Genomic DNA, 26,900 nt, shown 5'->3' on the forward strand with positions numbered 1-26,900 from the left:
CACAATTATTTCTCCTTTATCATTTGGTCTAAGTTAAACTTTCTTTGCCAAATACATGTAAATACAATCGGTAAAACAGCCAAAGCACCTATTGTATATCTCGTATATCCATTGACTGACACTACCGTAAATAACATACACATAAGTAACAACGGCAATAAAAATCCTATTCCTTTCCAATCTCTAAGCCAAAGCAAAATAAACAAAAGAATTAACGATATCCACATTAATACCGCAGGATTACAAATGATTGCCAAAGGTGGTGTCATCGTAATCATAGATAGAATCTGCCGATACTCGTTACGAACATTATTATTAAATAATGGATGATATTCTTTATACCATGACGGTTGTAAAAATACTGGCATAGGTGGATAGTAGTTAAGGAACAGACTTGCATCATATTGAATAAATGGATTTAAATATCGTGAATTTGCACCTAAATAAATTTTTAAATATTCATTTGGATACTTTATTCCGGTCATAAACCATAATTTCAAATAATCAACGGTAGCCTTTTTTTCACTACTGGTCGTCTTTAGTGTTTTCTTTCCAGCTACTACTTCTTTAATTATCTCATCACTATTCAAAAAAGTATCCGATGGAAATAGTGACTTTAAGTTATCACCATTATTTATATCATACTTACCTTTTATTTTAGACAAAGCGGTAATCTTATTAATTTTGTTTAATTCCGATTTAGTAAAGGTATTTGGATGTGTCATGTATACATAACTTAATTGTCGCATTGGAATTGTCAATGCTTCCGAAGGGGAACTTTTTACTACATTTTCATTATTCAGAACATTATTCCATCCTACATGGATACCCAAAATAATTACAAGTGAGCCTAAAATAAAGGCTAATCTCTTCTTTTGCTTTAACACTAGTAAAGTCAAAAGAAGTGTAGCAATAATAACAATCAAAAATGCATCATTTCTGAACAGTCCTACCAAAGTTGAGGAAATTGTATATAACAAAATATCTTTATAATTCCATTTTCCATCCTTAAGTTTCTCAAATAATTTTGCAAAGCAAAGATAGAACCAGGCAGAGAAGGCATAGTAAAGAGTACTCTTATCTACTGTTACTATGTAAGAACTGAAAATAGGTGAGGCAAATAGGATAAAGGACGATATTCCACCAATTTTTCCCATTCTCATCCATACATATCTAATAACAAAAGAATATATAAGACTACTTATAACAAACTGAACAATAATAACTGTAAAGACACCAAAGTTTACCCCAAATAAAGACTTTCCAATATTAAAAAAGGTTCCAAACATAACTGTGGTAAACCATGGATGATGATTGGTTGGACTATATGTGAACCCTAACTGATGAACATATGTCCCTTCGAACTCACAAAATTGTTTTAAACCATCCCAAGAAATCTGGCCAGGCAAGAAACCGATAATCGATATAATCCAAATTAATGATAATATAGCCCAAATCTTAATGATTTTGGGAGTTCCTTCTCCTTTGTTAACTTCTTTTACTCCAAAGTAATTTCTAATATAAGTAAAAGTAATGGTAAAAATGACTGCCCAACTAAGCCAAGAAAAAATAGTAAAGGCTAAATTGATTCCACTATACAAATAATTATTATTTGTAAGACCATTGGTAATAAAGGTAAGGCAATATACTGTAGAAAAAATGATTCCGATAATCCAATCATATTTTAAAATACGATTAATCTTATCCTTTATAATTCCCATATAAATTAGTATTACCCACAAAGCGAAAAGAATAGATTCATATGTATTACTATTAAAACGTGGTACGTTTGCATCTGCAGGATAGGTAATATTGATTCCAACCAAGACAATCAATAATGTTACTAACCAATAGTGTTTTTTTACTTTACTCATCCTTGTTCTCCCAGTTTAAAATAATAAGTCGGTATGCAACTACACACACCGACTTATTATACCTTATTTAACCTATATAATCATATGCAATTAGTTACCAGTAACTGAATTAGCAGTAACATGGTAAGTATGTCCATTACCACTAACTGTCCAATTATTAGTACCATTCTGGGTAGTCGTATAACTATCTATAGAATCAATTGACGGTAAATCACTAGTAGATTGGCCAGCAACTCCCCGATTATTAAGCTGGTTACCAATGTGTTCCTTTACAATGTTCTTTGCATCAGTGGCATTCATGGTTGCCTGCTGTGAGGAAGATTGCTTCTTAACAACGCTCGAAGACTTAGCAACGGCATTACTACTGATGTCACTTTCTGAAGTAGCAGTTACAACGTATTTATCACTACTTGATGAAGCATTGTTTCCATTAACACTAGAACTGTTACTGTTCTTCTGTGAAGAAAGACTGTTGCCAGATGAACTTTCCTTTTGTGAACGTTCACTAGTCTTACCCTTATTACTACTATGCTTCTTAGTAACTTTACTGCTCTGGACAGCTTCAGATTTTGAAGAACTAGTCTTAGTGGTATTACCACATGCAGCCAAACTCAGTACCATTCCGCAAGCGGCAACTGTTGACAACAATTTAGTACTTAATTTCATTTATATTTTCTCCTCGTATTCCTTAGTCAAAGTCATTATAACAAAGTACCATCAAGAATCTACAGTTTTAATTTGAAGATATGTAAATTCTTAACACATTACATGTTAATGAAGTAACTTGGCTTAAAGTACTTAGAGTAACCAATCTTAACAACATCGCCCGGTTCTGGAGCATGAACATAAGTACCATCACCAAGAGAAATAGCTACGTGATATGGAGCAGCATCACTACCAAAGAACAGCAGCGCACCCTTTGGCGCATTGTAGACGTCGTAGTGATGAGCACCCAACGTTGTTTGTTGGTATGTAGTACGGTAGTTAGGACCTAAGCCATATGCCCATTGAACAAGACCTGAGCAGTCAAAACCGGCCGGCGTGTTACCACCCCAAACGTATGCAACACCTCGTTGTGACAAGGCACGGTTAACCTTGGCATCAACGTTGCTGACAGCCTTGGCAACACCATTATTGTCTAAGTGATACTTAGTGCCATTAACAGTTACATCAGAGTTAACAACTTTAGTAAAGGTCGTAGGATTAAAGTAATAAGTTTGACCCTTCCATTGTTGTAAGCCGGAAAGGACGCGACCATCATTACCAAATAAGTACCAGCTACCCCATTGAGATTGACGGTAATCATTAGTAACCTTCAAATACGTTACTGGGTCAAAGTAGTAGTATGAACCAGCCCACTTTTGGACACCGGTTTGGATCTTACCATCATTACCAAAGAGGTACCAACTTCCCCATTGGGATTGACGATAGTCATTATTTACACGTAAGTATGTTACCGGGTCAAAGTAGTAATACGTACCGGCCCACTTTTGAACCTTGGTCTGAATCTGTCCATTGTTATTAAAGAGGTACCAGTCACCCCATTGGGATTGAACATAATTATTATTAACTCGTTGGTAAGTCTTAGCATCAAAGTCGTAGTACGTACCGGCCCACTTTTGAACACCAGATTGAACAACACCATTATCAACTAAATACCAACTGTGGCCTTGACCGTTAATAGTTGGTAAGTAGGAATAACTACGACCAGATTGAACATTACCATTATTGTAATAAGTCCAATGATTGTTTTCATTTACCCAGCCATTCTTCTGCGCAGCTGGTGCAACAGCAGCATGAGCGGTAACTGTAGACGTTGTAACTACCGCTGGTTGAGCAGAAACAGTTTCTGCACTTGTAGCATCGCTTGTTGCAACGGTATTAGTAGCTTGGCTTTGAACATCTGCACTGGAAACAGCAGCTGCTGAGGACTGTACATTAGTGTTATCACTAGCACTTACTTGATTAACATCAGAATTAGCATCAACAACTTGAACAGTCTGAATGTTAGCTGACGCATCACTAGTCACATCGGCATTAGCAACAGTAGTCATGCCAATCATCGTTGCAACAACTGCGACTGCCATAACACACCATTTCTTACCTGCTTTAAATAACTTGAAATGTTTCTTAGTTTCCATCAGAGTTCAAATTTTCCTTTCTTAGTGAGAAGTTTTTAACGTTTCTTAAATTACTTAACGATTTTTAAAATACCAGTTAATCCCACAAGAAACAATGCAAATTGAGCTTTTGTTAACCAACAATAATCTTTGCAACACAAATGTAATTTTTTTGTCACACATATATTAATGAAATACGCAATAATGCTTTCCGAGCGCTGTTCCGGTTGTTTTCTAAGCTTATATATTTACGACTAAAAAAGCAGACTGCGTTGAAGGCCAAACACAGACTGCTTAAAAATCATTCTATTTTTAGAATTAACTAATTTCTTGCTGGATTAATCAAACGATAAACATATTGGTATGGTTGATCATCATCATTCCAGTAATTGTTATAGTAAACTTCTTGAACGGCCGTTCCACGTTCTCCTTCGGTTAAGTAGCAAGTAGAAATTACGGTTTGATAATCACCAGAGCCGGTAACAACCATAGTGTGGCCATTTCCACCAAGACTAGCAGCCTTGTGACCCCAAATAATAACATCACCATAACGAAGATCAACTGGACCACGACCCTCGTATGCTAAGTAATAACCATTATTAAGCAGGTAACCGTGAAGTGTTTCAGTACTGTAAATCATTTGCGGCGCTGAAGCACCAGCAGATCTCAATGCTGCCGTCATTGAGCCAGAACAATCAGCTGTTCCATCTGCCCCGGTCCGTGATCCATACATTGAGTATGTAAGACGACCTTCGCGTTGCAGGAACCAGTTAATTACCCGAGTAGCAAAGCCGCCATTTACTAAACGACCATCCGCACCAAAGTAAAGTCCTTCACGCCATCCATTGTTAACTCGAAGATACGTTACTGGGTCAAAGTAGTAGACGGAACCCATCCAACGGTGAACACCGGTTTGAATACGGCCATCGCCGCCAAAGAGATACCAGGTTCCCCATTGGGATTGACGATAATCATTATCAACGCGCAGGTACGTTACTGGATCAAAGTAATAATAGGTACCAGCCCACTTGTAAACCTTCGTAGCGATCCGGCCATCAGGGCCAAACATGTACCAATCGCCCCATTGGGATTGAACGTAGTTGTTATTAACACGTAAGTATGTCACTGGGTCAAAGTAATAGTAGGTACCAGCCCACTTTTGAACCCTGGTTTGAATGCGGCCATCGTTACCGAAGAGGTACCAGTCGCCCCATTGAGACTGAACATAGTTGTTATTAACACGTAAGTATGTCACTGGGTCAAAGTCATAATAAGTGTCAGCCCATTTTTGGACACCAGACTGAACAACACCATTATCAACTAAATACCAATTGGAACCACTGCCAGCTCCATTAGCAGTAATCGTTGGTAAGTATAAGTAATTTCGTCCAGTTTGATCAACCTGACCATTCTGGTAGAAGGTCCATTCTCCCTGGTCATTTTTCTTCCAACCAGTGAATGGCTTTTGTTCTGGAGTATCTGGAGCAGCGGAGTGTTTCGTAACAGTTTGTGTACTAATAATATTATCAGCTGCTTGCTCACCTGCATTTTGCTTACTGCTTACTTGGTTTGCTTGCCCGTCAGTAGCAGTGTTACTTGCATTGTTTTGAACGTTTGCGTTTGAATTAGTGTTAGTTGTTTGCTCTTGAGCATCGTTTTGAGTAGTTGTCGTCACCTGATCAGCCTTTTGATCACTAACGGCATTTACTGTTGAGTTATTATTTGAATTATTGCTGATTTGAGTAGTTGCAGGCTCGATATTTGTATTTTCATCCGCATTAGCAGTTTGCGTACTTGCCATGCCAAAAGCCATTGTAACAACTGCAATCGCCATTATGCACCATTTCTTACCACTCTTATATAATTTAAAGTGTTTTTTGTGTGTCATAATGTATAAGTTCCTCCTTAATAATCAAGACTTAATATTTATGATAACGGTTTATAAGCAAAAAATAAAGCAGATGTTCTAATTCTCAAGATCATCTGCTTTATTCATTAAAATGCTTGTCGATCCCAGGAATCTAATCCATACGTCCGAATGACATTGTTCAAGCTTGAAGCGTATGCTGGATCTGTTGCATAGCCATCTGCATGAAGATCATTGGTAACGACGGCATAGTTTCGTTGCCATAACAGGTTATGGTAACGGCCATTAGTGGCAAGGAAGCGACCATGATCAACAACACTCTCGTAGTTGCTTGGGTAGCGACGGAAAGCATCATTAATGTAGTAGTAGCCACCATTACCATATTCAGCAGTCCGCATCACAATGGATTGGCCATTGTAATTTCCTTTAATACCGAATAAGTTATGTCCTTCCGTAGCCAGTGCAGATTCACCCCAAGCACTTTCAAGAATAGCTTGCGCAGCTGTAACAGATGGTAATACCCCATACTGGTGCCAACCATCAATTGTAGCTTGGTAAATGCTTATCAAGAACGAAGCATTCCGATTCTGCCCTGTAACTACTCCAGAGTTATCTGCATGAAGAGCCATACCAGCAAACGTAAAGTTAGTATTGGTTTCCTTAAGGTAGGTTGAAGGGTTGAAGTAATAGTAGTTGCCAGCCCACTTTTGTAAGCCAGATAAGATGCAACCATCGTTACCAAAAAGGTACCAGTCGCCCCATTGGGATTGCCGGTAATCATTATCAACACGCAGGTAAGTTACTGGATCAAAGTAATAATAAGTACCAGCCCAATTGTAAACCCTTGTAGCGATTCGGCCATCCTGTCCAAACATATACCAGTTGCCCCATTGGGATTGAACATAGTTGTTATCGACACGCAAGTATGTCACTGGATCAAAGTAATAGTAGGTACCAGCCCATTTTTGAACCTTAGTCTGAATCCGACCATCGTTACCAAAGAGGTACCAGTCACCCCATTGGGATTGAACATAGTTATTGTTAACACGTTGATAAGTTTTGGCATCAAAATCGTAGTAAGTACCAGCCCACTTTTGCACACCGGATTGAACAACACCATTATCAACTAAATACCAACTACGACCCTGGCCGTTAATAGTTGGTAAATAAGAGTAATTGCGTCCTGACTGAACACTACCATTGGTGTAGTAAACCCAATGGTTGTTTTCATTTTGCCAACCGTTTTTAGTGCCATAGGCTGCAGCATGAGCACTAACCGTCCGCACATTATTTACTGTCGCGGTACTTGGTTGTGCTGAAAGAGCATTAGCGCTACTTGCTACTTGTTGTGAATCATTATTATTAGAATTATTTGTCGTCTCTTGAGCAACTGTTGGGGTAGCTGATGTAGCAGCTGATTCATTAGCCTGTGCTGGCTCTGCGCTCTGAACTGCTGCTTCGCTTTGCAAAACTGCAGTGCTCTGTACTGTTGCTGAGCTATCAGCTGCCGAATCACTACTAATTGTTTGTACAGCCACTGGTTCATTAGTATTTACTGAAGCATCAACATTTTTCACGCTCATCATGCCAAACACTGTGGCAATCATTGCGATCGCCATAACACACCATTTCTTGCCATGCTTATAAAGTTTAAAATGTTCTCGTGTTTCCATATAGCTAAAGAATCCCCTTTTTTATTTCGTCACATTAATCAAACCGCTATTTAGTATACTTCACATTTTATGAAAAATTAATGAACTTTCCCAAATGTAAATAAGATGATAAAATACCTACTTCTTTGTAACCTTTATGTAACAATTTGTATGCTATATTAAGCAGTTAGGTAACTCTACCATTTAAACGAAAGAAGGATCATGTATGCCAACGCCTACCATCTCAGTCATTACTCCAGTTTATAATTGTGAGAAAGACATCCAGCCATTCATTGAAAACTTCAATAAGGCAAGTACTGGTCAATCAACAGAACTTATTTTAATTGACGATGGCTCTAGCGATCGTACACTTTCTCTAATCCAGTCTGCAGCTGCCAAGCAGGATAACATTCAAGCACTATCGCAGCATCACCTATTTCAATCGGCTGCCCGTAATAAGGGAATGGCGCATGCTCATGGTAAATACTTTTTCTTCTTGGATGTCGATGATCGTTTTTCATCCAAGATGTTTCAGAAAATGACTGCCAAAACTGAACATAATGATTTAGTTATCTGTGGCATTAACCGGGTTTTACAGAATAACACATTAAATATGAGTCACTCTGTTCTTGAAGGCACCAAATCCAAAGAAGATCTTGCTAAACATTTCTTAATTGACCGCGATCAAATGGATTCCGGGCTCTGGAATAAAATTTTCAAGGCTAAAATCATTAATGAAAATGGCCTGCAGTTCACTAATAAAAATTTCGTTGAAGATATTTTATTTTTGTTTAGGTACTTAATGTGTATCAACCCTCAACGGATCGCTTACATTCATGAGCCGCTATATACGTACTATCAGAATAGTGGAACTACTACTACCACTTATTATCCTGAGCTAGACCAACTTGCCAAATCATATATTGATCAAGTTGACAAATGTCTGGCTTTCCACCACATCGCTAACCGAGCTGAACTAGTCGCAAACACTTTTGTAAGAACGGAAGTTTACGTTTTACACCGACATATTCTTGGTGACACAAACTGGAATGGTGAAAAACAAAAGGAGTTTTTAAGTCACTTAAATAAACAACTTAAAAACTCCTCACAGTTATTACCTCTGAAGTACCGGCTAGGATTAATAGCCATGCGATTAGCTCCACAGCTATACATTGTTACTTACAGGGCATATAAACATGTTCATTAATTGTTAATTATTTTTTTCACTGCGGTCGTTACATAGTAACCTGACCGCATTTTTTCTGCTATCTTTTTGACATTATCATGCATCCGCTGGTATTCAGCCGGAGAAATTGCGTCTAAGCGCTCATCAATTTCGTTCAAGCTGCTAACGGTAATCCCAATACCATTTTCTTCAACAAATGGTGCCAAGGCCGCCTGGTCCCAGATAATTACTGGCAGGCCAGAACTCAAGTAAAGCGAGGTCTTATGAGGGTTATTGTACCGTAAATATTTACCAAACGTTCCATTACACGTGTCGGCGCTGGTCCCGTGCCAGACAAGGCCAAAGTTTTGCGTAAGGTGTTTAGGCAGCTCTTCTGGAGTGTACTGTCCTTCATAATCGATACTATCGTTATAATGGTCAGCCGGATTAGGACCAAAGACAGTCAGTTTGCTCTTTTGATGATATTCATTTAAGAATTTGGCATCAATTAAGTTTCCAGCATAGCAGATTGTCTTATCGTAACTGGTAAACTTTTGCAACGGTTGCGGATTATCATAGTCAAAGATTCCAAGGTTAACCAGTGGTACTGTTACACCGTTAGCTTTTAACCACTGCCGCATTTTTTCATTATGCACAATAATACCATCAGCCAAATTAAATGAGTCTAGTTCTGCCTGCCCACGACTTGGCTCATCTGCATACAGTCGAATTGCTTCTACGTCATGAATGATAAAGAAAAGCTTAGCATTACTATACTTCTTTACAGTATCATGAATTAATTTAACAATCTTATTTGAGTAGAGAGGATACTGAATAATAATATTATCAATATCTGGATGCTGGTGGAAAAAGTGTGGCAAAGCAATATAAGCCATCTTAAACTTATTAATTCGGCCAGTAATTTGGTCCCAAATACTGTAGTGCCACCAAAAGCCCGGTTTCCAACCATAGTCCAACCAATACTCCTTAAAGCCAAGCTTCTTTAGGAACTTAATATTATCCATGTTGGCTTTTGGGCCCCCAACATTACCAGATGGGTCCTTCAATGAAATAATATAATTATTTGCCTTCTGCATTCGTCTTTTCCACCATTCTGTTTACTGCGGTCGTTACATAGTAACCTGACCGCATTTTTTCTGCTATCTTTTTGACATTATCATGCATCCGCTGGTATTCAGCCGAAGAAATTGCGTCTAAGCGCTCATCAATTTCGTTCAAGCTGCTAACGGTAATCCCAATACCATTTTCTTCAACAAATGGTGCCAAGGCCGCCTGGTCCCAGATAATTACTGGCAAACCAGAGCTCAAGTAAAGTGAAGTCTTGTGAGGGTTATTGTACCGTAAGTATTTGCCAAACGTCCCATTACAAGTATCAGCGCTGGTCCCGTGCCAAACAAGGCCAAAGTTTTGCGTAAGGTGTTTAGGCAGCTCTTCTGGAGTGTACTGTCCTTCATAATCGATACTATCATTATAGTGGTCAGCTGGGTTAGGACCAAAGACAGTCAATTTACTCTTTTGATGATATTCATTTAAGAATTTGGCATCAATTAAGTTCCCTGCATAGCAGATTGTCTTATCATAGCTAGTAAACTTTTGCAGTGGTTGCGGATTATCATAGTCAAAGATTCCAAGACTAATTAATGGTACAGTCACTCCGTTATCCTTCAACCATTGATTCATTTTATCATTGTGGCCAATGATACCGTCTGCCCAATTAAATGAATCAATTTCATCTTTTCCTTTTTCAGGCTGATCAACATAAAGACGGATCGATTCTACATCATGAATAATGATAAATAACTTGGCATGGGTATACTTATGCATACAGTCCACAATACGTTTCATCGTAAAGGCGGAATACAAAGGATACTGCAAAATTAAATATTCCATATCACGGTGCTGCTTAAAAAAGTGAGGAAGTGTTATATAAGTAACTCTAAATTTATTAACTCGTGACTTAACAAAATTCTTTATTCCGTGATTATCCCAGAAGTTCCATCCATAATCCAACCAATAGTTCGTAAAATCAAGCTTAGTCAAATTATGAATGTTGTCCATATTGGCTTTTGGTCCCCCAACATTTTGAGCAGGATCTCTTAATGATATAATGTAACGTTCCATTTTATTTCTCCACATCTATTAATTGCTTAACAGCCTTTTTCACATAAAAACCATCACGCATTTTCTTAGCGATTTTATTAACGTTTTGACAAATCTGATCATACTTCTCTTCGCTAAGTGAATCTAAGATAGAATCAAGTTCATCTAAATTATTAATAGCTAGCCCTACATTATTCTTTTCCACAAAGTCAGCCAACGCTGCCTTCTTCCAAATAATTACCGGTAATCCACTACTTAAGTAAAGTGATGTTTTATGCGGGTCATTATACTTCATATATTCACCAAAGACACCATTACAACCATCAGTGGTGGTCCCATCCCACACCAATCCGAAGTTTTCTGTCAGATGATTTGGTAATTCTTCAGGTGAATATTGTCCTTGGTAAACAACATTTTTAGGATAAGATTGAGCAGGATTAGGACCGAAAATCATTAAACGGTGTTTTAAGTTTACTTTCTGTAAAAACTGAGCCTTTTTTAAATTTCCTGCATAGCAAATTTTTCCTTGATAAGAACGCTTCTCAGGTAAAGTGCTTGGATTATCATAATCAAAGATTTCCAAGTTAACTAATTGAGTAGTTACTCCATGCTTACTCAACCAATCATTCATCTTTTCATTATGACCAATTATTCCGTCGGCACGATTAAGAAATGCTAGTTCATCACGATAATATTCTGGCTTATTAATGAAAAGCCGAATTGACTCAACATCATGGATAATAAAGTATAGCTTAGCATTAGTGTATTGCCGAATATTATTCACTACATTATTCATCAAGTAAGTTGAATATAGCGGATATTGCAAAATAATATTATCAATGTCTGAATGCGTCTTAAAAAAATGTGGAATAGTGTAATGTGCCAACCAAAGCTTTTGAAGGCGCGACTTTAACCCTGTATTTGTTTCAAATTTTAGCCAATAATTCTTAAAGCCCAAGTCTGTAAGGAATTTTATATTATCCATATTTGCCTTAGGACCGGCAACATTCTTTGCAGAATCACGTAACGAGATCAAATAATTAGTCATACATTATCACCACCATCAATTGCTTTACCGACGTTCTTCATTGCATGTTTGATAAAGTGTCCACTTCTTAACAAACCACTAAAGCTAATAACATTCTTTTTCATTGCAGCATATTCTTCGGGCGACAAATGATCCAATGTTTCATCTAACTTGGTCAGATCATCAATCAGAATACCTAACTTATTTTCTTGAATAAAGTTAGCTAACGCAGCCTCTCGCCAAATAATTACTGGCACTCCACTGCTCAGATAAAGTGAAACCTTATGCGGATCATTATATTTCATATATTCACCATAGGGCCCTGTACATGATTCAATATCTGGCCCATCCCAAACAAGCCCGAAATTCTGTGTCAACTTTTTCGGTAATACTTCAGGTGGAAACATCCCTTCATATTTAAGATTGGGATGATAATTTTCAGCCGGGTGACTACCGAAAAGAATCAACGAATGTTTTAACCGCAAAGTATTTAAGAAGCTTGACTTCTCCAGATTACCAGCAAAGCAGATTGAGCCATCATATTTACTATCAGTATTGACGGTTTGCGGATTATCATAGTCAAAGATACCAAGGCTAACAATTGGTACGGTTACCCCTTGCTGACGTAACCACTTAGTCATTTCTTCGTTATGAGAAATGATCCCATCACAATTTTGCAATAATTCTAGTTCTTCCGCGTTATCCTTCTCACGTCCTGGTTCGTGATTTAATCGCAAGCTTTCAATATCGTGGATCAGCACTATCAATCTATTATCACTATTTCGAACACTTTCCATCATTTTCTTTCTTAAGAACGGTTTCCCCGATGGAAACTGAAAAAGGATTGTACTATGATGGATTCTTTTAATAATTTGTGGGAACTTCAAATAGACGAATAGAACCTTGCTAAGGTTATTGGTTGGCGTATCAATTTCTCGATACCCTTCTTCTTTTAAGAAGTTTTCGACATCTTGCTTTGCTTTACTCCCCCCATGATTAACAGTATCATGCCAGGAAATTACATAATTGGCATTAGCCATGATATAAATCTCTCCCTAAATGTCTTATTTGTTTACGGCAAAATATATTTAGTCAAAGGCAGTTTCTTAAACCAATAAATTAAAGGAACTAAGATGAGATAGATGATAATTGGAAATACAAAAATGTGAATTGGATTTTCTAACACCGTTAAATACCCCGTCCAATGTTCTGAGGTCTGTTTAAACAGCAACCAATCAAATAGAGCAATTAACATTGGATGCAGAATATAAATTCCTAAACTGGTAGAAGCCAATTTAGCAACCATCTTTGCCACACGAGCGTTATTATTACGATCAGCTAACCGCTTAAGCAATAGGTAAATTGCTAACGCATACGGGAAATCACTGATGTTCTGTAAAAAGAGATGATGTCCTCCAATGACATCATTCGCAATGTTTAATCCAAGCGTAACTAGACCAAAAATTATTATTCCGTTCTCAACCGATTTTGAAAAATATTTTTCCTTAAATAAATAACCAAAAATAAAGTATTGAATCCATGATGATGCCAAAAGAGGTTGCGTTAAGAGGCTCTGCTCAATATGTAAATGCAAAATACCATCGAGATAAGAAAAAACATCACTGCTGATGAAAGCAACGGTAGCAATATAGAGTAAAAACTCCTTATGCTTTTTTGAAAGAAGCGAAAATACAGGTGTCGCAATATACAACTGAATAATAATAAAGAAAAACCAAAAGAGACTATTTATTTTATTATCTACGAAGGCAGTTACAAAGTCTCGAAGGCCAAATAATGAGTGATGAAAGATTCCCGGAAAAGTATAGTAGTAATAACCGTAAATATAATAAAAGATACTCCAAATCAATAGCGGTACAACTACACGTAAAAACCGCCGCTTAGCAAAGTGCACGGTACTTTGTCTTTCTCGGTAATCTAGTAGCATCGCACCAGAATTCATAAAGAATATTCCTACAGCTGGCAGGAACAGTGTCTGAATGACTTTTCCAACAACCGTAATGGTATCATTGGTTGGCCCTACATGAGCAATTTGCGCAGTATGTTGAATCAATACTCCAAAAATTGCAATGCAATTTAAGAGATCAATATAAAATAGTCTTTTTGAGTTCTGACTTTTTATCATTAAATACTCCTCACAATTAACGATTTACTTTTTTAAGATCTTCTTTGCCTGATCTAAAACTGGTGCCTTAATAAAGAATAATGCTACAAGATAGATCAATGCCCCAATCGCAATTTGAACTGCTAAGTTGACAATCGTCATATTCATAATTTGATTAAGACTATGTACAACAAAATACATCGCCAAAGCTGAGCAGAAATACTTCCACATTGCAGAGAATAGCTTTCTTCTCTTTATCGTAGTTCGAATAGCATGCAGCTGATATGCAGTAACACAGAATTCAGAAATAACAGTTGCCATAGCAGCACCATTAGCGGCATACAGGTGAATTAAGAAGAAGTTGGCAATAACGTTAATAATCGCTCCTACAGTCACTGAGGTTGTATATTCTCGAATACGATTAACTGGCATCAAATACTGATTTCCAGTTACTGTACTCCAAGCGATGAAAACAATAATTGGCGATTCGATTACCATAATTTGACCAGTATTTATATACTGATCTCCTAAAAACCATGGAGCAAACTTCTCAGCAATTGCCATCAAACCAAACATCATTGGGAAAGAAATCGCACTGACAAAATCGAATGAATCATATAAACTATTACGAACTCCAGAAATATCGTGGTCGGCAAATTTTTTGGTCACATTTGGCAACATCACTGAACCAGTTGCAGTTGCCAAAGCCAGAATCAGCTTAACTAGCCGATCCGCATATGTGAAATTACCTAAGTCTGAAGGTATAGCCATTCTTCCCAGCATTAGCCGGTTAACAACTAAGTAGACCTGCGTAGTGATCGTTGGAATAAATAACAGGAAGGCCGGGTAAAAGTGCTTAAATGGGCGTAATTGATTAAGGGGCACCTTACATACAGCTTCTTTTAGATATGGCCAAAGAGTTAGGTTCCCACCAACTTGAGCAACACCGAGCAATAAAATATACTTCCAAAGATCGTTAGAGGTTTTGACAAAGGCGAATATCAGGAAAATTGTGACTAATTTTACCAGTGTATTACGTACAACTGTTTTTCTAAAGTCCTCTAGCCCCATGAAAAACCATGAAACATCAAGAGCCGTCGCACAAATCCACAAGGTTTGCAACAAGAAGTATTCTTTATAAGTAGTACTAAAAATAAATACTGCACACAGGTATGCAATTAAAGTTAATGTCATTGTGCAAGCCTGTAACGATTCGATCTCCCAAAAAGTTTTGGATCGTTTGAAGAGATCATCACGATTATAGGCAATTTCTCGGTTACCATACAGGGTAATCCCAAGCTGCCCAACCAAATAAAAAAAGGTTACCCAACTATTCGTATATTCATTAATACCAGTGTTATGTGCACCTAAGACCCGTGAAACATAGGGAGTGGTAATTAGGGGCGCAAACATCAATAGAATCTGGTATCCCGCATTATACAAATAGTTCTTTATAACCTTCATGAATATCCTCTTCTAAAACTTAATCAAGTAAACTAACGTCTTATTTTATCATTTTTACTATTCAAAACAGTAAATGTTATCAAAATTTAATAAAAAAGAATTGGAGCTCTCCAATTCTTTTTTTTACAATCAATTACTTAAATTCCTGATCAACTGCTTTTAATGCAGCCTCTAAGACTTGATCCATGTTGTAATAACGGTACTGACCCAGACGGCCACCAAAGATAACGTTGTATGCCTTTTCGCTGGCTAATTGAGCGTACTTAGTGTAGAGGTCGTTATTGCGTCGGTTGTTAACTGGGTAGTACGGTTCATCACCACGATGCCAGTCAGCCGGATATTCACGAGTGATAATCGTCTTGTCCTTATCACCCTTGCCGAATTCAAAGTGCTTATGCTCAATAATTCGCGTATATGGTGTCTCGGCATCGGTATAATTGATTACCGCATTTCCTTGGTAGTTGCCAACATTCTTCTCTTCAGTTTCAAAGCGAAGACTACGGTATTGGAGTTCACCCAATTGGTAATCAAAGAACTGGTCAATCATCCCTGTAAAGACAATCTTTGGGTAGTCCTTCAGATATTCATCTTTCTTGTCGAAGAAGTCAACGCCCGTTTCAACATCGATCAGGTCGTTATCTAACATCTTCTCAACAATCTGCGTGTAGCCGCCGATCGGAATACCTTGATAGAGGTCATTAAAGTAGTTGTTATCATAAGTCAATCGAACTGGCAGCCGCCGAATAATGAAAGCTGGTAGTTCCGTTGCCTTTTGTCCCCACTGCTTCTCAGTATATCCCTTGATCAGCTTCTCGTAGATATCTCGGCCAATCAATGAAATAGCTTGCTCTTCCAAGTTTTGTGGTTTCTTGCCAGCCATCTCTTGGCGTTGTTCATTAATCTTGTCTTCCGCCTCTTGTGGTGTCCGAACACCCCACATTTCACTAAAGGTATTCATGTTAAAAGGCAGGTTATACATATGTCCCTTGTAGTTTGCTACCGGACTATTGGTGTAGCGATTAAATTCAGCAAAGTGGTTAACGTAATCCCAGATCTTTTTATTTGAAGTATGGAAAATGTGAGCACCGTACTGGTGAACCTGAATGCCGTCAACTTCCTTAGTATAAATGTTACCAGCAATGTGATCGCGCTTTTCAATCACCTTAACGCTTTTGCCGCGTTTAGCTGCCTCATAGGCAAAGGTTGCACCAAACAGCCCTGCACCAACAACTAAATAATCATACTGCTTTTTCATAATTTTTCTCCTTTAAATTAAATGTTTCCAAGTAGTAATTGAAAATGCAATTACCATTCCCACAAGTAAGCCAACCGCTACACCAAGCAAAGTGTATTTCTTGGTTGATGGTGTAGTATGTGACGCTGCATCTGCTGTCTTTGCTTTAGCAAAAAGCCGAATGGTTCCTGCTGAAGGTACAATTTGCTTAATCTCATTAACAGACGCCTTTGTCACCGTATTAACTAATACCGTTGCATCCTTAGCACTGTCGGTCTCAACGGATACGTTCATAATAGTACTCTGGTCAATTGGACGAGCATTAATCATCGAAGAGATTTGCTTTGCAGAATACTTTTTCTGTAGTTTCTTTGGAAGCTTCTTATGAGCCGCATTGGCAACATCATTACTCTCTACGATCTTAGAATATGTTTTCATCATACCCATATCAGACATAAATTGATCATTAGCCGCTTGACCTGTGTGACGATGGGCAATTAACATATTTCTTTCAGCCTTAAAAGTGGTGGTCTTTTTATGATGAGCATAAAGATAACCACCAGCACCGCCAATAATCGTAAGTATTGCAATTACAATAATGTTTTTCCAAATAACCTTCCAAATATTAGATACTGTTAAATTACTATTCATGATCTCTCTCCATTAATTAACCTTAAATTTTGATCTGTGGCAAGAACTGCCAATAAAAACGGATTATAAATTAATTGCAAAATGTGCGGCTCAAACATAGCATTAATTGCAATCAATATAAAAATTGCCGGTAAAACATATTGCTTCTTCACTGTTTCTTTTACAGTTATATAAATAATTCCACCAATAACAAGGAGGAAAACTATTCCTCCCCATACAAGCAGCATTCTAATATACGAAGAATCAATATAGAAATAATGAGAACTTAATTCATAGAGGTTATTATTAGCAAACTTTACCCCTTTTGCTCCCCCAAATGAGTGCTCCACAATTTGTCTTCCCAATATCGATGCTGGATAACGTTGAAACGCTTCATAGCTTAAGCTAAGCCGTCCAGTAAAAACACTATTCAGCTTTTGATAAATATGATTTGCTGGATCATAGAAATATGCTCCTATAATCGTTATTGCTGTAAGTAACGGCGTCGCCATCCACCAGAAAGACGCAAATATTTGCGAAAACCTTTTCCCTTTTTGTGCACGCTGAGCTAGCCACATTATTGGAATCAGTAATAGCATCTCATAGAAGTCAAGCCGCGTGTTAGTTAATTTTAGCGCGATAAATGCAACAACAATAATTCCTACATAATCTAGCCAGCCTAGTTTGCCAAAACGCAAAAAACAATAGGCAAGAGCTATATACACAATGTGTGAAGCGACAAAAGTTGTATATGCCATTCCAAGTGAGTATCTCGTCGGCCTAAGCTTCGAATAATAAACCAGGTTAGGCACAATTCCAATGATTGCAATAATCGCTAATATCATTAAAAATACTAGGCTTAGGTAAAAATACCACTGAACAATTTTTCGCAGTTGGACATTTTTAGCACCTAATACAAAGATCATCATCATTAGGATCTCGGGGTAATGGGCCGCACGCCAAGCAATTCCCCCAATTCCTAATAGTAAAGTAATCAACAATAAATCAGGCCAATGCCACCTATCAATAACATAAATTTTAAAAACAATTAATGGTATTGAGATATATGTTAATAACCTTAGTTTTGACCAACTCAGGTATTGAGTAAAAGTCGTATCAATTAGAAAGGCCGGTACAAAATAAAAGACAAATGCCAGAAAATATATCTGTTGGCCTGTTATTGGGACGTTAATTATTGTATGAATTCGATCATTAATTTTCGCCACACTAACTATCCTCCTATTGCATACCGATACTTAGTATGCTCCCTCACTCTTAAAAATACTAATAATATTTTTAAACATTATTTCGGCATCAAATGCCAGTGAGGCCTTATCGACGTACTCCAGTTCCACATCACAACGCTCCGGATAAGGAACATTGCTCCGTCCACTGGACTGCCATAAGCCCATAGCGCCAGGCTTGACGGACAAGAACTTGTCCACACGATTTCCATATTCCGCCAGCTCGGCTTTAACAACTGGCCGCGGTCCAATGATACTCATCTCACCGCGCAAAATGTTCAAAAACTGCGGTATTTCATCAATTGAGGTCTTCCGCAACCACCGTCCCAGACGAGTAATCCGTGGATCCTCTTCCGGCTCTAGCTTATAGTTATTGGCAACATACTTTGCATACAGCTCTGGATCATTCTCAAGGATGGTATCTGCATTAACCACCATTGAACGGAACTTATAGATCTTAAATGGCTTACCGTGCCAGCCGATCCGTACCTGCTTATAGAATAATGGTCCCCTATTCTCGCCAAAGCGACTCAGGATAAAGACCACCAAAAAAATCGGGCTAAAGCAGACCAGCGCAATGCAGGACAGCACAATATCAAAGAACCTTTTCCAGAAAAGATATGCTTTCGATTGTTGCTTGATTTCTAGCTTCTCTTCCATACTCCTATGCCTTACTTTTTCTCTTTTATGATATAAATTGGGCGCTTCTTAGTCTGCATATAGATACGGCCGATATAGCGGCCAACAATTCCTAAGCAGAGCAATTGGATACCACCCAGCAACAACATGATGCAGACCAAAGAAGCCCAGCCGTTTACGCTACTTCCCGGAACAACAAAGCGCCGTACAATCACAACAATCAGGCCGATGATTGCAACAAAGGCTGACAGACCGCCAAACCAGGTTGCAATTGCTAGCGGAGCCTCCGAAAAGTCGGTGATTCCATCAAAAGCGTACTTGAATAGCTTCCAGGTCGACCAATCCGTCGTTCCGGCAACCCGTTCGACATTCTTATACGGCAGATACTTCGTCTTGAAGCCAACCCAGTTAAAGATCCCCTTTGAGAATCGATTATACTCGGTCAGCGATAGAACGGCATCGACCATCTGCCGGGTCATCATCCGGTAATCCCGGGCACCAGAGACAATCTTGGTATCCGAAATCTTGTTGATCACGTTGTAGAACTGATCACTCAGGAAGGACTTAAACTTGGCCTCTCCTTTCCGATCAGTTCGCCGCATACCAACACAGTCGTACTCCCCACTTGCGATCTCCTTATACATGATCGGCAAATACTCGGGAGGATCCTGAAGGTCAGCGTCCATGACGACCACATAGTCGCCCGTAGACGCCTGAAGGCCAGCGTAAAGGGCTGCTTCCTTACCAAAGTTACGGGAAAATGATACGTAATGAACCCGTTCCGGGTCAGTCTGGTGGAGCTTACGCATCTCCGCCAACGATTGATCCGCGGACCCATCGTTGATGAACCAGTACTCGATCTCCACCGGCATCTTGCGGACAACCTTTTCGACCGCCGGATAGAAGAGCGGAATTGATTCCTGCTCATTATAGCACGGAACAACGATTGATAACTTTGGCATTATAACACCTCGCTAATTAATGTTCACCGTGGCCAGTAACCTTCCGCTTCAAGAACTTGGCAATCTTAAGCGGCCAATTTTGCTTTTCCAGAAAGACCCGGTTAACTTCAACCGCCTTATACTCTGGATGAGTATTCAGCCAGGTATCCAGCAGGAGTTCACTTAGGAAGCCGAAGACCCGTTGCTCGTAGGGCGTGTAGTCAGAATAATCGACTTGCTGCTCAACCTTCCCCAGCACATCAAAGAGCCACTGACAGTATTCATCCAGCGGCTTCTTCTTCATGATCATCATATTGAAGTAGTGGGCACTGGTCTGCTTCATCACCTGCTCAAAAGCTGGCACATACTCTGGATAGTCCTTCTTCAACACCTGCCGGGTAATCTCCAGCGGGGCGTGCTCGTGGACATGCAGGTAGTGGGACTCGTTGGTCTCGATGTAGTAGTGCCGCTTCTTCGGCAGGATCACATCCGCATCCTGGAAGAGCTTCTCCACCTGTTCCTGATTAAGAATGGTCGAGAGGTCCTTCGAATGGCCAAGCGTCAGGTAGCGCCGGTAGTGGACAAGCCCTAGCGCGTCAACGTCTAAATTCTTCCATCCCCAGTACAGAGCAGTCAGCTCATTGTAATGAGGATTCTTTGCCGAGATATTGTCTCCCGTGTTATCGCCTTGAAAAGTGTGATTTACTGTCGGGTGGATCTCCTTGCCAACAAAGACTGGCAAGTACATCGGATCATCCGGCATTCGATAGTTCTTATGAACGGCGACTAAGATTTTTACTTTCAAGATAGTAAACTCCTATTTTTAGTAAAATACAATCAAATTAAATAATACCAACAATTTCGCCATTAGGAAAGCCCTTCTTGGTGTTGGTCCAGCCATTCCTGCACCCGGTCAAGATCGAAGCCGCGGCGAAACATCCCCTGCTTGAAGTGCTGAACCCGCTCACGTCCGGTGTAGCGCCGGTATCGCCGCCACAGCTTCTCCGCTGTTTTGTCCAGCAGTGCCGCTTGTTCATCAGGATCCTCTTTGGGAGTTACCCGCTCACGGATCTGGTCAAAGATCGCACTTGCATAGCCCTTCGTCAACAGCCCCTGACGCACCTTCTGTTCCTGGCGAATCAGCGGCTGGTTGTGATAGCGGCGGAAAAGTTTCTCCGCCAACTTAGCGGCGTTGACCTGTTGTTGTTCCGTGGTGAACTGGGCCAGGGCATCATCAATGTCGTTTTCGCCAATCTTCTTCATCCGCAGGTGCTGGCGGATCACCCCCGGCCCCTTCAAGCTCGTGATCATGGCCGTCCGCACATAGCTGGCAGCATACTCATGATCGTCCACCAGATGCTGGTCGCGCAGCTTTTGCAGGATCGGGCCGATGAACTGCTCCGGTGTCTCCAAGTCGTGCAGCTTTTTGACGATGTCACTCTCCGTCCGCAACTGGTGGGCCAGGTAGTCCAGCATCTTTGAATAGGCCCGGGCCTGCTGGTCGGCTGTCGTGATCGCCGCGACCTGTTTTTTGTCCAGTTCCAGGCCCTTCATCAGCCTAAATTTGATCAGGACACTTTCGGCCACCGGGAAGGCATACTGGCCATCCATGTAAACGTTATAACGGCCGCGCCTCTTCTGGGCTTCAATCTTAGTTATTTTTCCCACTTCTCAAATCTCCTTTACATCGGCCCTCCCCAAACGTCTGTATAAGTGTAAGCAGTGGCCGCTACTTATCAAATACCAACAAAAAGGAGTGCTCAACATGAGTATGGAACGTCAATTCAAGTCTGCAAAGCTGCAAGTTACTATGGTCGGTGACCAGCATCCCAAGGGGGTTAACCACCTCTTCAACAACGTCACCCAACAGTTCAGCAACGACCAGCTCACCAGCCTGACGGAGGCGGTTGCCCTGTTGACCAACGAAAAATGCGTTGGTGTCAACGTCATCGTTACGGATCACGTCGCCCTCGCCTAAGCAAAGGAAGGTAAATCAGTATGAAGTCATTAAACCTCACATTCAAGACCAACAAGGGCAAGAAGCACCTGCTCAAGCTCAGCTATGCCAACAGCGACCTCGATGCCAAGACCGTCCGCCAGGCAATGGACCTGATTGCCGCCGCCAACCTCTTTGTCAAGGGCGACGAGCAGCTGTGTGCCACCCCGCTGGCTGCCAAGTACGTTGACACGGTCGACACCGTGCTTTTCAATGACACCGAAAAGACCACCAATAAGTAATTCACCGCGAACAAAGCGAGCAGTAGCCATCCCGGTTACTGCTCCTTTTTATTATGCCGATTGTCACCCAGCTGCCAGAAGTGTTCCCGCTCACGAAGCTCCCCCTCATGGGCCTCCTGGAGGGTCGCATTGAGGACGGCCCCCAGCATGATCACGTAGCCGGAGCAGTCCAGCCAAACCATCATGGCGATGAAGGCCCCGATCGTCTGGTAAGAGATGACGCTGTGGCGAAAGATCACCGTATAGAAGGAGAACAACCGCGACAGCCCCATCCAGAGAAGCGCTGCCATGAAAGCCCCGGCCACGGCATAGCGCAGGCGGACCTTGGCATTAGGTACAAAGTAGTAAAGGAGGCAGAGGGCGATAAAGAGGACGGCAAAGGTAACCGGCCACCGCCAGGAGTTGAAGATATAGATATATTCCCGCCGGAAGTTGAAGATCGGCTGAATGCTTTTCAGCACCTGTTCACCGAGACCGTACAGGAGGACAATTACAAAGATAATGGCCAGTACCACAATCATCCAGATGAATGAGATCACCCGGTTGCTGACCGGATTCTGATTACGGGCCACCCCATAGGTTAAGTTAACACTCCGCTGGAAGGCCGCGATCCCCTGGCTGGTCGACCAAAGGGCAATCAGGGCCCCGGTCGTCAGCAGGCCTCCACTCCCCCGCTGAAGGAAGTCGTAGATCAGCGGCTGGAGGAAGCTATAAACGGCATCTGGCACCGCAGTCTGAAGATAGCTCAGGACCGTTTTCGCATCGATTCCCACCATCGGCAGGAGGTTTCCAATCACCAGGACGGCCGGAAAGATCGACAGCAGGGTATAGTAGGCCAATACCGCTGCCGAGCTTGAAATCTGCGCCATCTGGAAGTGCTCCATTAGCAACGCAATAAACCTCTTCATTTTTCCCGGCTCTTCTGTCATGACTACCCTCCCCAAAATATAGGGCTATTATACCAGACCAATGGTAAAAAATAAGGCCCGCTAGCAAATTGTTAGCGAGCCTTAACATAAGGGTTAAATTAACTATTTTTCATTGATATGGTGCTTCTTGGCAGAAACCTGGTAGAAGATCAGGGCAACCGCGGCGAAGAAGATTGGGCCGGCAATCGTCCAGAAGGCCGTCTGCCAATCGTGATCCAGCATTGGTTGAACGAAGGTGAAGATAATCCCGATAATCAGGATAATTTCAACGAACCATACCAAGACATTGGTCCAGAACCGATTCTTGAAGACTACGAACGGCCGATCAAGGTTCTTCTTAGCCTTGAAGAATGGGAAGGCACCCACCAGGAACAGGTATGGGAAACAGGTTGACACGTTGGCCATATCGGTCAGAATCGTGTAGAACTTCTGGGCAGCGGAACCACCGAAGGCCACCAATAAGATGATGATGGAAACGATGGTTACCTGCAGCCACATGGCGTTAGCTGGCATTCCGGCCTTGTTCAGCTTGGTCAGCTTCTTTGGCCAAAGTTCTGGGTTAGACCCCAGGATGAAGGCCTTGATTGGTGAGTACATCAGAACGAAGAGCGCACCCAGGAACCCGAGGGCCTGTGAGAAGGCAACGATCCGCGTCATGGCAGCACCCCAAACCAGCGCCGTGGCGTGGGAGCAACCCAGGGCCAAGCCCAGCTTTACCCCCAGGATGTTGAAGAGCACGTAGGTGGCGTTCCCCAGGTTGGTTGAACCCTTGGCAAAGTCACCGTTGTAGTTGGCAAACCAACCAGCCATGATGATCATGACAACGTAGGCCCCAATCGTGAAGATGGAGGCGATGATCAGGCCACGTGGGAACGTCTTCTCGGGGTTCTCCATACTATCAGTAACGGACCCCAGAGACTCCATCCCCCCATAGGCAAAGATGGCGTAGACAACGAATGAAATAATGGCAATCGGTGTCTGGAACTGTGGATTTGGTGAAAGGATCAGGTCCTTAGCACCGTGGAATGGCTGGGCGATGGCACCCTTGTTAACGATTAAAACAATAATTGCTGCAATAACATAAATGATGTTAACAACCACGGTGAAGATCCCACCGAGGGAACCAACCCGAGCAATCGCGGTCATGCCCCGCGAACTGAAGTAGGTGCAGATCAGCATCAGGATGATCCCAAGGACCCCGATCAGTTCGGTCGAGGTCAGGCCCAAGAAGTGCCACTGCTGGGTCGTGTCCTTACCGAAGATCAGTGCGGAGAAGGTGATCCAGATCCGTGAGGCAGTAGAAACCATCCAGACGATCCAGGATGCTAACCAGACGAAGGTCCCAATGAAGGCCATCCGCTCGCCGATCGAGCCGGCCAGCCAGGAATAGATACCACCCTTGGCATCCTTAAAGGTTGAACCATATTCGGCCATCATTAAACCGCATGGGAAGAAGAAACAGATCCCGGCTAATGCGTACCAAATAATACTACCGTAGCCCATTTGTAGGTAGGCGTTTGAAACATTCCCGAATCCGAAGATTGAGGTGATGATCATCGCCACCAGGCCGAAGGTAGTAATCATTTTCTTTGTATTACCACTTTGATCGTCCAATTTATTAGACCTCCAAATAATTTAACTTTCTTAAATAAAAATAAGAAATCATTTAATAATTTAAGTATAGCCCTTTCTGAGTAAAATAAAAGTGATCCGGGCAGATTCTAATCTTTTTCTCATTCAAAATATACATATCTGTCTGCATATTAGTATTAATCAATGCATATTAAGTGTAAAAATGATTATTCATGCAAAGATGTGTTGCCCTGGAAAACATTTCATCTCTTCTGTGCTATGCAAATTATTCTGAAAAGATTACTTTTAAAATGAGAAATCAACTAGACGCTTTGCTTTATTTAACTAAGCATCCGTGCCGACTTAAGATTATGAAGTTAGTTACCCAAATTTCTCATTTGAATATTTCGTTTTGAAAGTCAATTTAACTAATTTTGTACAAAAAGAAGACGCCCCCAAAAACGGAGGGCGCCTTCCCTTGCTTTTACTTGAATTGTTCGGCGATTTCACGGGCAATCTTGCCGTAGTGGTCGAGGTACTTAGCGTAGTTGTCATCATAAAGGTACTTGGCATCGGCCTCAGGATCCTGCGAAGTTAAGATTTTGGGACCATCATTGGTGATCACCAGCGTGTGCTCGTATTGACAAGACCAACCGCCATCAGCCGTCTTGGCCAGCCAGCCGCTCGGGTCGCTGGTGTCGGCCTCCCAGGTACCGGTGTTGATCATCGGTTCAACGGTGATTGTCATGCCATTCCGCAGGCGGAGACCCTGACCGTGTTCACCGTAGTGCGGTACCATCGGGTCTTCGTGCATCGTTGGCTGGATGCCGTGACCGACGAACTCCCGGACGTCACCGTAGCCGTTCTCATCCTCGGTGTAGTGTTGGATCACGGCACCGACGTCACCGATCCGGTTGCCCGGAACACACTGGTCGATCCCCATGAAGAGGGCCTTCTTAGTGACGTCCATCAGCTTGGCAATCTCCGGCTTAACCTCACCGACCGCATAGGACCAGCAGGAATCACTGAAGAAACCGTCGACGCTGACCACGGTGTCAACCTTGACCAGGTCCCCCTTCTTCAGGACCAGCTTCTTGCGCGGGAAACCATGACAGATTTCGTCGTTGACACTGACACAGGTAGCGTACTTGTAGCCTTCAAAGCCGATCTGCTCAGCCTTGGCGCCAGCCGCCTTGAAGTACTTGCGAGCGAACTCTTCGATCTTCCAGCTGGACATCCCCGGCCGAATAAACTCACGAATCCCGAGGTGCATTCCCGCCAGTGCGGCCCCGGCCTTTTCCATCGCTTCAATTTCACGAGGTGATTTTAACGTAATCATTCTCTCAATATGTCTCCTTTTTTGACATTTCTATCTTTAACAGTATACCACTAGTTCCCCCGTTCTGCCCAAAGCATGCTATACTATGAAACTGTTATAATTAAGTAGCAATATCGATACTATGGAGGAATAATCAATGAAAGCTCTTGTGGTCTACGCGACAATCACCGGTAATAACGAGGACGTGGCCGACATCATCACCGATGCCCTGGAGGACCTGAACGTCGACGTCGAGGAAACTGAAATAACAATGGCCGACCCTGCCGACTTCAATGATGTTGATATCTGCGTCATCTGCCCATACACCTACGACGAGGGGGCCCTGCCCGAGGAAGGCCTCGACTTCTATGACGACCTCCAGGAGGAACAGCTGGATGGCAAGGTCTACGGGGTGGCCGGTTCTGGCGACACCTTCTACGGCGACGACTTCTGCGTGGCTGTCGATAAGTTCGGTGAGGCCCTGGCTAAAACTGGTGCTAGCAAGGGGGCTGAGAACGTTCACGTCAACCTGGCACCGGACGAGGACGACATCAAGAAGCTGGACGCCTTTGCCAAGCAGCTGGTAGAAAAGGCGGCGCAGGCCAATGACTAAGCTCGTCGCCCTCTTCAACAGGTACCGCTCGGTCATCGCCTATCTCTTCTGGGGCGTGGTCACCACGGTCGTCAACATTGTGGTCTTCCAGTTTCTCAGCTCCGGGGTCCATTGGAACTACCAGCTGGCT

Annotated in this window: 25 protein-coding genes and 1 pseudogene; 5 read left to right on the forward strand and 21 right to left on the reverse strand. The window is 41.6% G+C overall.

Annotated elements, in window-relative coordinates; translation table 11 throughout:
• Nucleotides 1-5 precede the first annotated feature (5 nt).
• From ACEYV4_RS02620 to ACEYV4_RS02640, 5 genes are all read right to left on the reverse strand, one after another.
• Complete coding sequence (locus ACEYV4_RS02620; protein WP_373841888.1) at nucleotides 6-1,874, reverse strand: DUF6020 family protein; 1,869 nt, start codon at nucleotides 1,872-1,874, stop codon at nucleotides 6-8.
• A 90-nt stretch (nucleotides 1,875-1,964) separates the two neighbouring features.
• Nucleotides 1,965-2,540 (reverse strand): hypothetical protein, encoded by a 576-nt coding sequence (locus tag ACEYV4_RS02625; protein WP_373841889.1) that lies wholly within the window; start codon nucleotides 2,538-2,540, stop codon nucleotides 1,965-1,967.
• A 98-nt stretch (nucleotides 2,541-2,638) separates the two neighbouring features.
• Complete coding sequence (locus ACEYV4_RS02630; RefSeq protein ID WP_373841890.1) at nucleotides 2,639-4,015, reverse strand: NlpC/P60 family protein; 1,377 nt, start codon at nucleotides 4,013-4,015, stop codon at nucleotides 2,639-2,641.
• A gap of 301 nt (nucleotides 4,016-4,316) precedes the next feature.
• Nucleotides 4,317-5,882, reverse strand: coding sequence for a peptidoglycan amidohydrolase family protein (locus ACEYV4_RS02635; protein ID WP_373841891.1), 1,566 nt, complete (start codon nucleotides 5,880-5,882; stop codon nucleotides 4,317-4,319).
• A gap of 107 nt (nucleotides 5,883-5,989) precedes the next feature.
• Nucleotides 5,990-7,534, reverse strand: a complete 1,545-nt coding sequence (locus ACEYV4_RS02640) for a glucosaminidase domain-containing protein (protein WP_373841892.1) — start codon at nucleotides 7,532-7,534, stop codon at nucleotides 5,990-5,992.
• Between the two features lie 205 nt (nucleotides 7,535-7,739).
• On the opposite strand from ACEYV4_RS02640, the gene ACEYV4_RS02645 reads away from it, so the two are divergent.
• A complete protein-coding gene (locus tag ACEYV4_RS02645) occupies nucleotides 7,740-8,720 on the forward strand; it encodes a glycosyltransferase family 2 protein (protein ID WP_373841893.1) in 981 nt (326 codons plus the stop codon).
• Here ACEYV4_RS02645 and ACEYV4_RS02650 read toward each other — a convergent pair.
• From ACEYV4_RS02650 to recX, 13 genes are all read right to left on the reverse strand, one after another.
• A complete protein-coding gene (locus ACEYV4_RS02650) occupies nucleotides 8,717-9,775 on the reverse strand; it encodes a sugar transferase (RefSeq protein WP_373841894.1) in 1,059 nt (352 codons plus the stop codon). The two genes, ACEYV4_RS02645 and ACEYV4_RS02650, sit on opposite strands and share 4 nt — an antisense overlap.
• Nucleotides 9,759-10,820, reverse strand: a complete 1,062-nt coding sequence (locus ACEYV4_RS02655) for a galactofuranosyltransferase (RefSeq protein ID WP_373841895.1) — start codon at nucleotides 10,818-10,820, stop codon at nucleotides 9,759-9,761. The genes ACEYV4_RS02650 and ACEYV4_RS02655 overlap by 17 nt, the downstream gene beginning before the upstream one ends.
• A 1-nt stretch (nucleotide 10,821) precedes the next feature.
• Nucleotides 10,822-11,847: a beta-1,6-galactofuranosyltransferase gene (locus ACEYV4_RS02660; protein WP_373841896.1), complete on the reverse strand. Its 1,026-nt coding sequence runs from the start codon at nucleotides 11,845-11,847 to the stop codon at nucleotides 10,822-10,824.
• Nucleotides 11,844-12,866, reverse strand: a complete 1,023-nt coding sequence (locus ACEYV4_RS02665; protein ID WP_373841897.1) for a beta-1,6-galactofuranosyltransferase — start codon at nucleotides 12,864-12,866, stop codon at nucleotides 11,844-11,846. The genes ACEYV4_RS02660 and ACEYV4_RS02665 overlap by 4 nt, the downstream gene beginning before the upstream one ends.
• 32 nt (nucleotides 12,867-12,898) lie before the next feature.
• Nucleotides 12,899-13,969: an acyltransferase gene (locus ACEYV4_RS02670; protein WP_373841898.1), complete on the reverse strand. Its 1,071-nt coding sequence runs from the start codon at nucleotides 13,967-13,969 to the stop codon at nucleotides 12,899-12,901.
• A gap of 24 nt (nucleotides 13,970-13,993) precedes the next feature.
• Complete coding sequence (locus ACEYV4_RS02675; RefSeq protein WP_373841899.1) at nucleotides 13,994-15,412, reverse strand: flippase; 1,419 nt, start codon at nucleotides 15,410-15,412, stop codon at nucleotides 13,994-13,996.
• A gap of 133 nt (nucleotides 15,413-15,545) precedes the next feature.
• Nucleotides 15,546-16,667, reverse strand: a complete 1,122-nt coding sequence (glf, locus tag ACEYV4_RS02680) for a UDP-galactopyranose mutase (RefSeq protein ID WP_373841900.1) — start codon at nucleotides 16,665-16,667, stop codon at nucleotides 15,546-15,548.
• A 12-nt stretch (nucleotides 16,668-16,679) separates the two neighbouring features.
• Nucleotides 16,680-17,297: a Wzz/FepE/Etk N-terminal domain-containing protein gene (locus ACEYV4_RS02685; protein ID WP_373841901.1), complete on the reverse strand. Its 618-nt coding sequence runs from the start codon at nucleotides 17,295-17,297 to the stop codon at nucleotides 16,680-16,682.
• A complete protein-coding gene (locus tag ACEYV4_RS02690) occupies nucleotides 17,294-18,502 on the reverse strand; it encodes a polymerase (RefSeq protein ID WP_373841902.1) in 1,209 nt (402 codons plus the stop codon). The genes ACEYV4_RS02685 and ACEYV4_RS02690 overlap by 4 nt, the downstream gene beginning before the upstream one ends.
• 30 nt (nucleotides 18,503-18,532) lie before the next feature.
• Nucleotides 18,533-19,180 (reverse strand): sugar transferase, encoded by a 648-nt coding sequence (locus ACEYV4_RS02695; protein WP_373841903.1) that lies wholly within the window; start codon nucleotides 19,178-19,180, stop codon nucleotides 18,533-18,535.
• 11 nt (nucleotides 19,181-19,191) lie between these two features.
• On the reverse strand, nucleotides 19,192-20,121 hold the full coding sequence (locus ACEYV4_RS02700) for a glycosyltransferase family 2 protein (RefSeq protein WP_373841904.1): 930 nt from the start codon (nucleotides 20,119-20,121) through the stop codon (nucleotides 19,192-19,194).
• Nucleotides 20,122-20,137: 16 nt separating this feature from the next.
• Nucleotides 20,138-20,905, reverse strand: coding sequence for a DUF4422 domain-containing protein (locus ACEYV4_RS02705; RefSeq protein WP_373841905.1), 768 nt, complete (start codon nucleotides 20,903-20,905; stop codon nucleotides 20,138-20,140).
• 62 nt (nucleotides 20,906-20,967) lie between these two features.
• Entirely contained in the window at nucleotides 20,968-21,768 is an 801-nt protein-coding gene (gene recX / locus ACEYV4_RS02710) for a recombination regulator RecX (protein ID WP_373841906.1), read from the reverse strand.
• Between the two features lie 97 nt (nucleotides 21,769-21,865).
• On the opposite strand from recX, the gene ACEYV4_RS02715 reads away from it, so the two are divergent.
• A complete protein-coding gene (locus ACEYV4_RS02715; RefSeq protein WP_283594347.1) occupies nucleotides 21,866-22,078 on the forward strand; it encodes a hypothetical protein in 213 nt (70 codons plus the stop codon).
• A gap of 20 nt (nucleotides 22,079-22,098) precedes the next feature.
• Entirely contained in the window at nucleotides 22,099-22,338 is a 240-nt protein-coding gene (locus ACEYV4_RS02720; RefSeq protein ID WP_265890999.1) for a DUF2922 domain-containing protein, read from the forward strand.
• 35 nt (nucleotides 22,339-22,373) lie between these two features.
• Here ACEYV4_RS02720 and ACEYV4_RS02725 read toward each other — a convergent pair whose 3' ends face one another.
• The 3 genes from ACEYV4_RS02725 to map all read right to left on the reverse strand — a co-directional run bounded on the left by ACEYV4_RS02725 (nucleotide 22,374) and on the right by map (nucleotide 26,178).
• Nucleotides 22,374-23,267 (reverse strand): YihY/virulence factor BrkB family protein, encoded by an 894-nt coding sequence (locus tag ACEYV4_RS02725; RefSeq protein ID WP_057805733.1) that lies wholly within the window; start codon nucleotides 23,265-23,267, stop codon nucleotides 22,374-22,376.
• Nucleotides 23,268-23,369: 102 nt separating this feature from the next.
• Nucleotides 23,370-24,881: a glutamate/gamma-aminobutyrate family transporter YjeM gene (gene yjeM / locus ACEYV4_RS02730; RefSeq protein WP_288659470.1), complete on the reverse strand. Its 1,512-nt coding sequence runs from the start codon at nucleotides 24,879-24,881 to the stop codon at nucleotides 23,370-23,372.
• A gap of 442 nt (nucleotides 24,882-25,323) precedes the next feature.
• Entirely contained in the window at nucleotides 25,324-26,178 is an 855-nt protein-coding gene (gene map, locus ACEYV4_RS02735; RefSeq protein WP_373841907.1) for a type I methionyl aminopeptidase, read from the reverse strand.
• Between the two features lie 136 nt (nucleotides 26,179-26,314).
• Here map and ACEYV4_RS02740 point away from each other — a divergent pair, with 136 nt between their 5' ends.
• Nucleotides 26,315-26,770 (forward strand): flavodoxin, encoded by a 456-nt coding sequence (locus tag ACEYV4_RS02740; protein WP_373841908.1) that lies wholly within the window; start codon nucleotides 26,315-26,317, stop codon nucleotides 26,768-26,770.
• A pseudogene (locus tag ACEYV4_RS02745) lies at nucleotides 26,763-26,900 on the forward strand (GtrA family protein); the annotation flags it as partial. The gene ACEYV4_RS02740 and the pseudogene ACEYV4_RS02745, both read left to right, overlap by 8 nt.

The organism is Limosilactobacillus sp. (genome assembly GCF_041859915.1).
Lineage (GTDB): Bacteria > Bacillota > Bacilli > Lactobacillales > Lactobacillaceae > Limosilactobacillus.

What these genes read in the sequence shown, in the direction of transcription:
- ACEYV4_RS02635 (WP_373841891.1), bottom strand. Translation starts at nt 5,882, where the DNA reads ATGACACACAAAAAACACTTTAAATTATATAAGAGTGGTAAGAAATGG.
- ACEYV4_RS02725 (WP_057805733.1), bottom strand. Translation starts at nt 23,267, where the DNA reads ATGACAGAAGAGCCGGGAAAAATGAAGAGGTTTATTGCGTTGCTAATG.
- ACEYV4_RS02650 (WP_373841894.1), bottom strand. Translation starts at nt 9,775, where the DNA reads ATGCAGAAGGCAAATAATTATATTATTTCATTGAAGGACCCATCTGGT.
- ACEYV4_RS02640 (WP_373841892.1), bottom strand. Translation starts at nt 7,534, where the DNA reads ATGGAAACACGAGAACATTTTAAACTTTATAAGCATGGCAAGAAATGG.
- ACEYV4_RS02630 (WP_373841890.1), bottom strand. Translation starts at nt 4,015, where the DNA reads ATGGAAACTAAGAAACATTTCAAGTTATTTAAAGCAGGTAAGAAATGG.
- ACEYV4_RS02645 (WP_373841893.1), top strand. Translation starts at nt 7,740, where the DNA reads ATGCCAACGCCTACCATCTCAGTCATTACTCCAGTTTATAATTGTGAG.
- ACEYV4_RS02715 (WP_283594347.1), top strand. Translation starts at nt 21,866, where the DNA reads ATGAGTATGGAACGTCAATTCAAGTCTGCAAAGCTGCAAGTTACTATG.
- ACEYV4_RS02665 (WP_373841897.1), bottom strand. Translation starts at nt 12,866, where the DNA reads ATGGCTAATGCCAATTATGTAATTTCCTGGCATGATACTGTTAATCAT.
- ACEYV4_RS02700 (WP_373841904.1), bottom strand. Translation starts at nt 20,121, where the DNA reads ATGCCAAAGTTATCAATCGTTGTTCCGTGCTATAATGAGCAGGAATCA.
- ACEYV4_RS02620 (WP_373841888.1), bottom strand. Translation starts at nt 1,874, where the DNA reads ATGAGTAAAGTAAAAAAACACTATTGGTTAGTAACATTATTGATTGTC.
- map (WP_373841907.1), bottom strand. Translation starts at nt 26,178, where the DNA reads ATGATTACGTTAAAATCACCTCGTGAAATTGAAGCGATGGAAAAGGCC.
- glf (WP_373841900.1), bottom strand. Translation starts at nt 16,667, where the DNA reads ATGAAAAAGCAGTATGATTATTTAGTTGTTGGTGCAGGGCTGTTTGGT.
- ACEYV4_RS02660 (WP_373841896.1), bottom strand. Translation starts at nt 11,847, where the DNA reads ATGACTAATTATTTGATCTCGTTACGTGATTCTGCAAAGAATGTTGCC.
- ACEYV4_RS02695 (WP_373841903.1), bottom strand. Translation starts at nt 19,180, where the DNA reads ATGGAAGAGAAGCTAGAAATCAAGCAACAATCGAAAGCATATCTTTTC.
- ACEYV4_RS02625 (WP_373841889.1), bottom strand. Translation starts at nt 2,540, where the DNA reads ATGAAATTAAGTACTAAATTGTTGTCAACAGTTGCCGCTTGCGGAATG.
- ACEYV4_RS02685 (WP_373841901.1), bottom strand. Translation starts at nt 17,297, where the DNA reads ATGAATAGTAATTTAACAGTATCTAATATTTGGAAGGTTATTTGGAAA.
- ACEYV4_RS02670 (WP_373841898.1), bottom strand. Translation starts at nt 13,969, where the DNA reads ATGATAAAAAGTCAGAACTCAAAAAGACTATTTTATATTGATCTCTTA.
- ACEYV4_RS02675 (WP_373841899.1), bottom strand. Translation starts at nt 15,412, where the DNA reads ATGAAGGTTATAAAGAACTATTTGTATAATGCGGGATACCAGATTCTA.
- ACEYV4_RS02655 (WP_373841895.1), bottom strand. Translation starts at nt 10,820, where the DNA reads ATGGAACGTTACATTATATCATTAAGAGATCCTGCTCAAAATGTTGGG.
- ACEYV4_RS02740 (WP_373841908.1), top strand. Translation starts at nt 26,315, where the DNA reads ATGAAAGCTCTTGTGGTCTACGCGACAATCACCGGTAATAACGAGGAC.
- ACEYV4_RS02720 (WP_265890999.1), top strand. Translation starts at nt 22,099, where the DNA reads ATGAAGTCATTAAACCTCACATTCAAGACCAACAAGGGCAAGAAGCAC.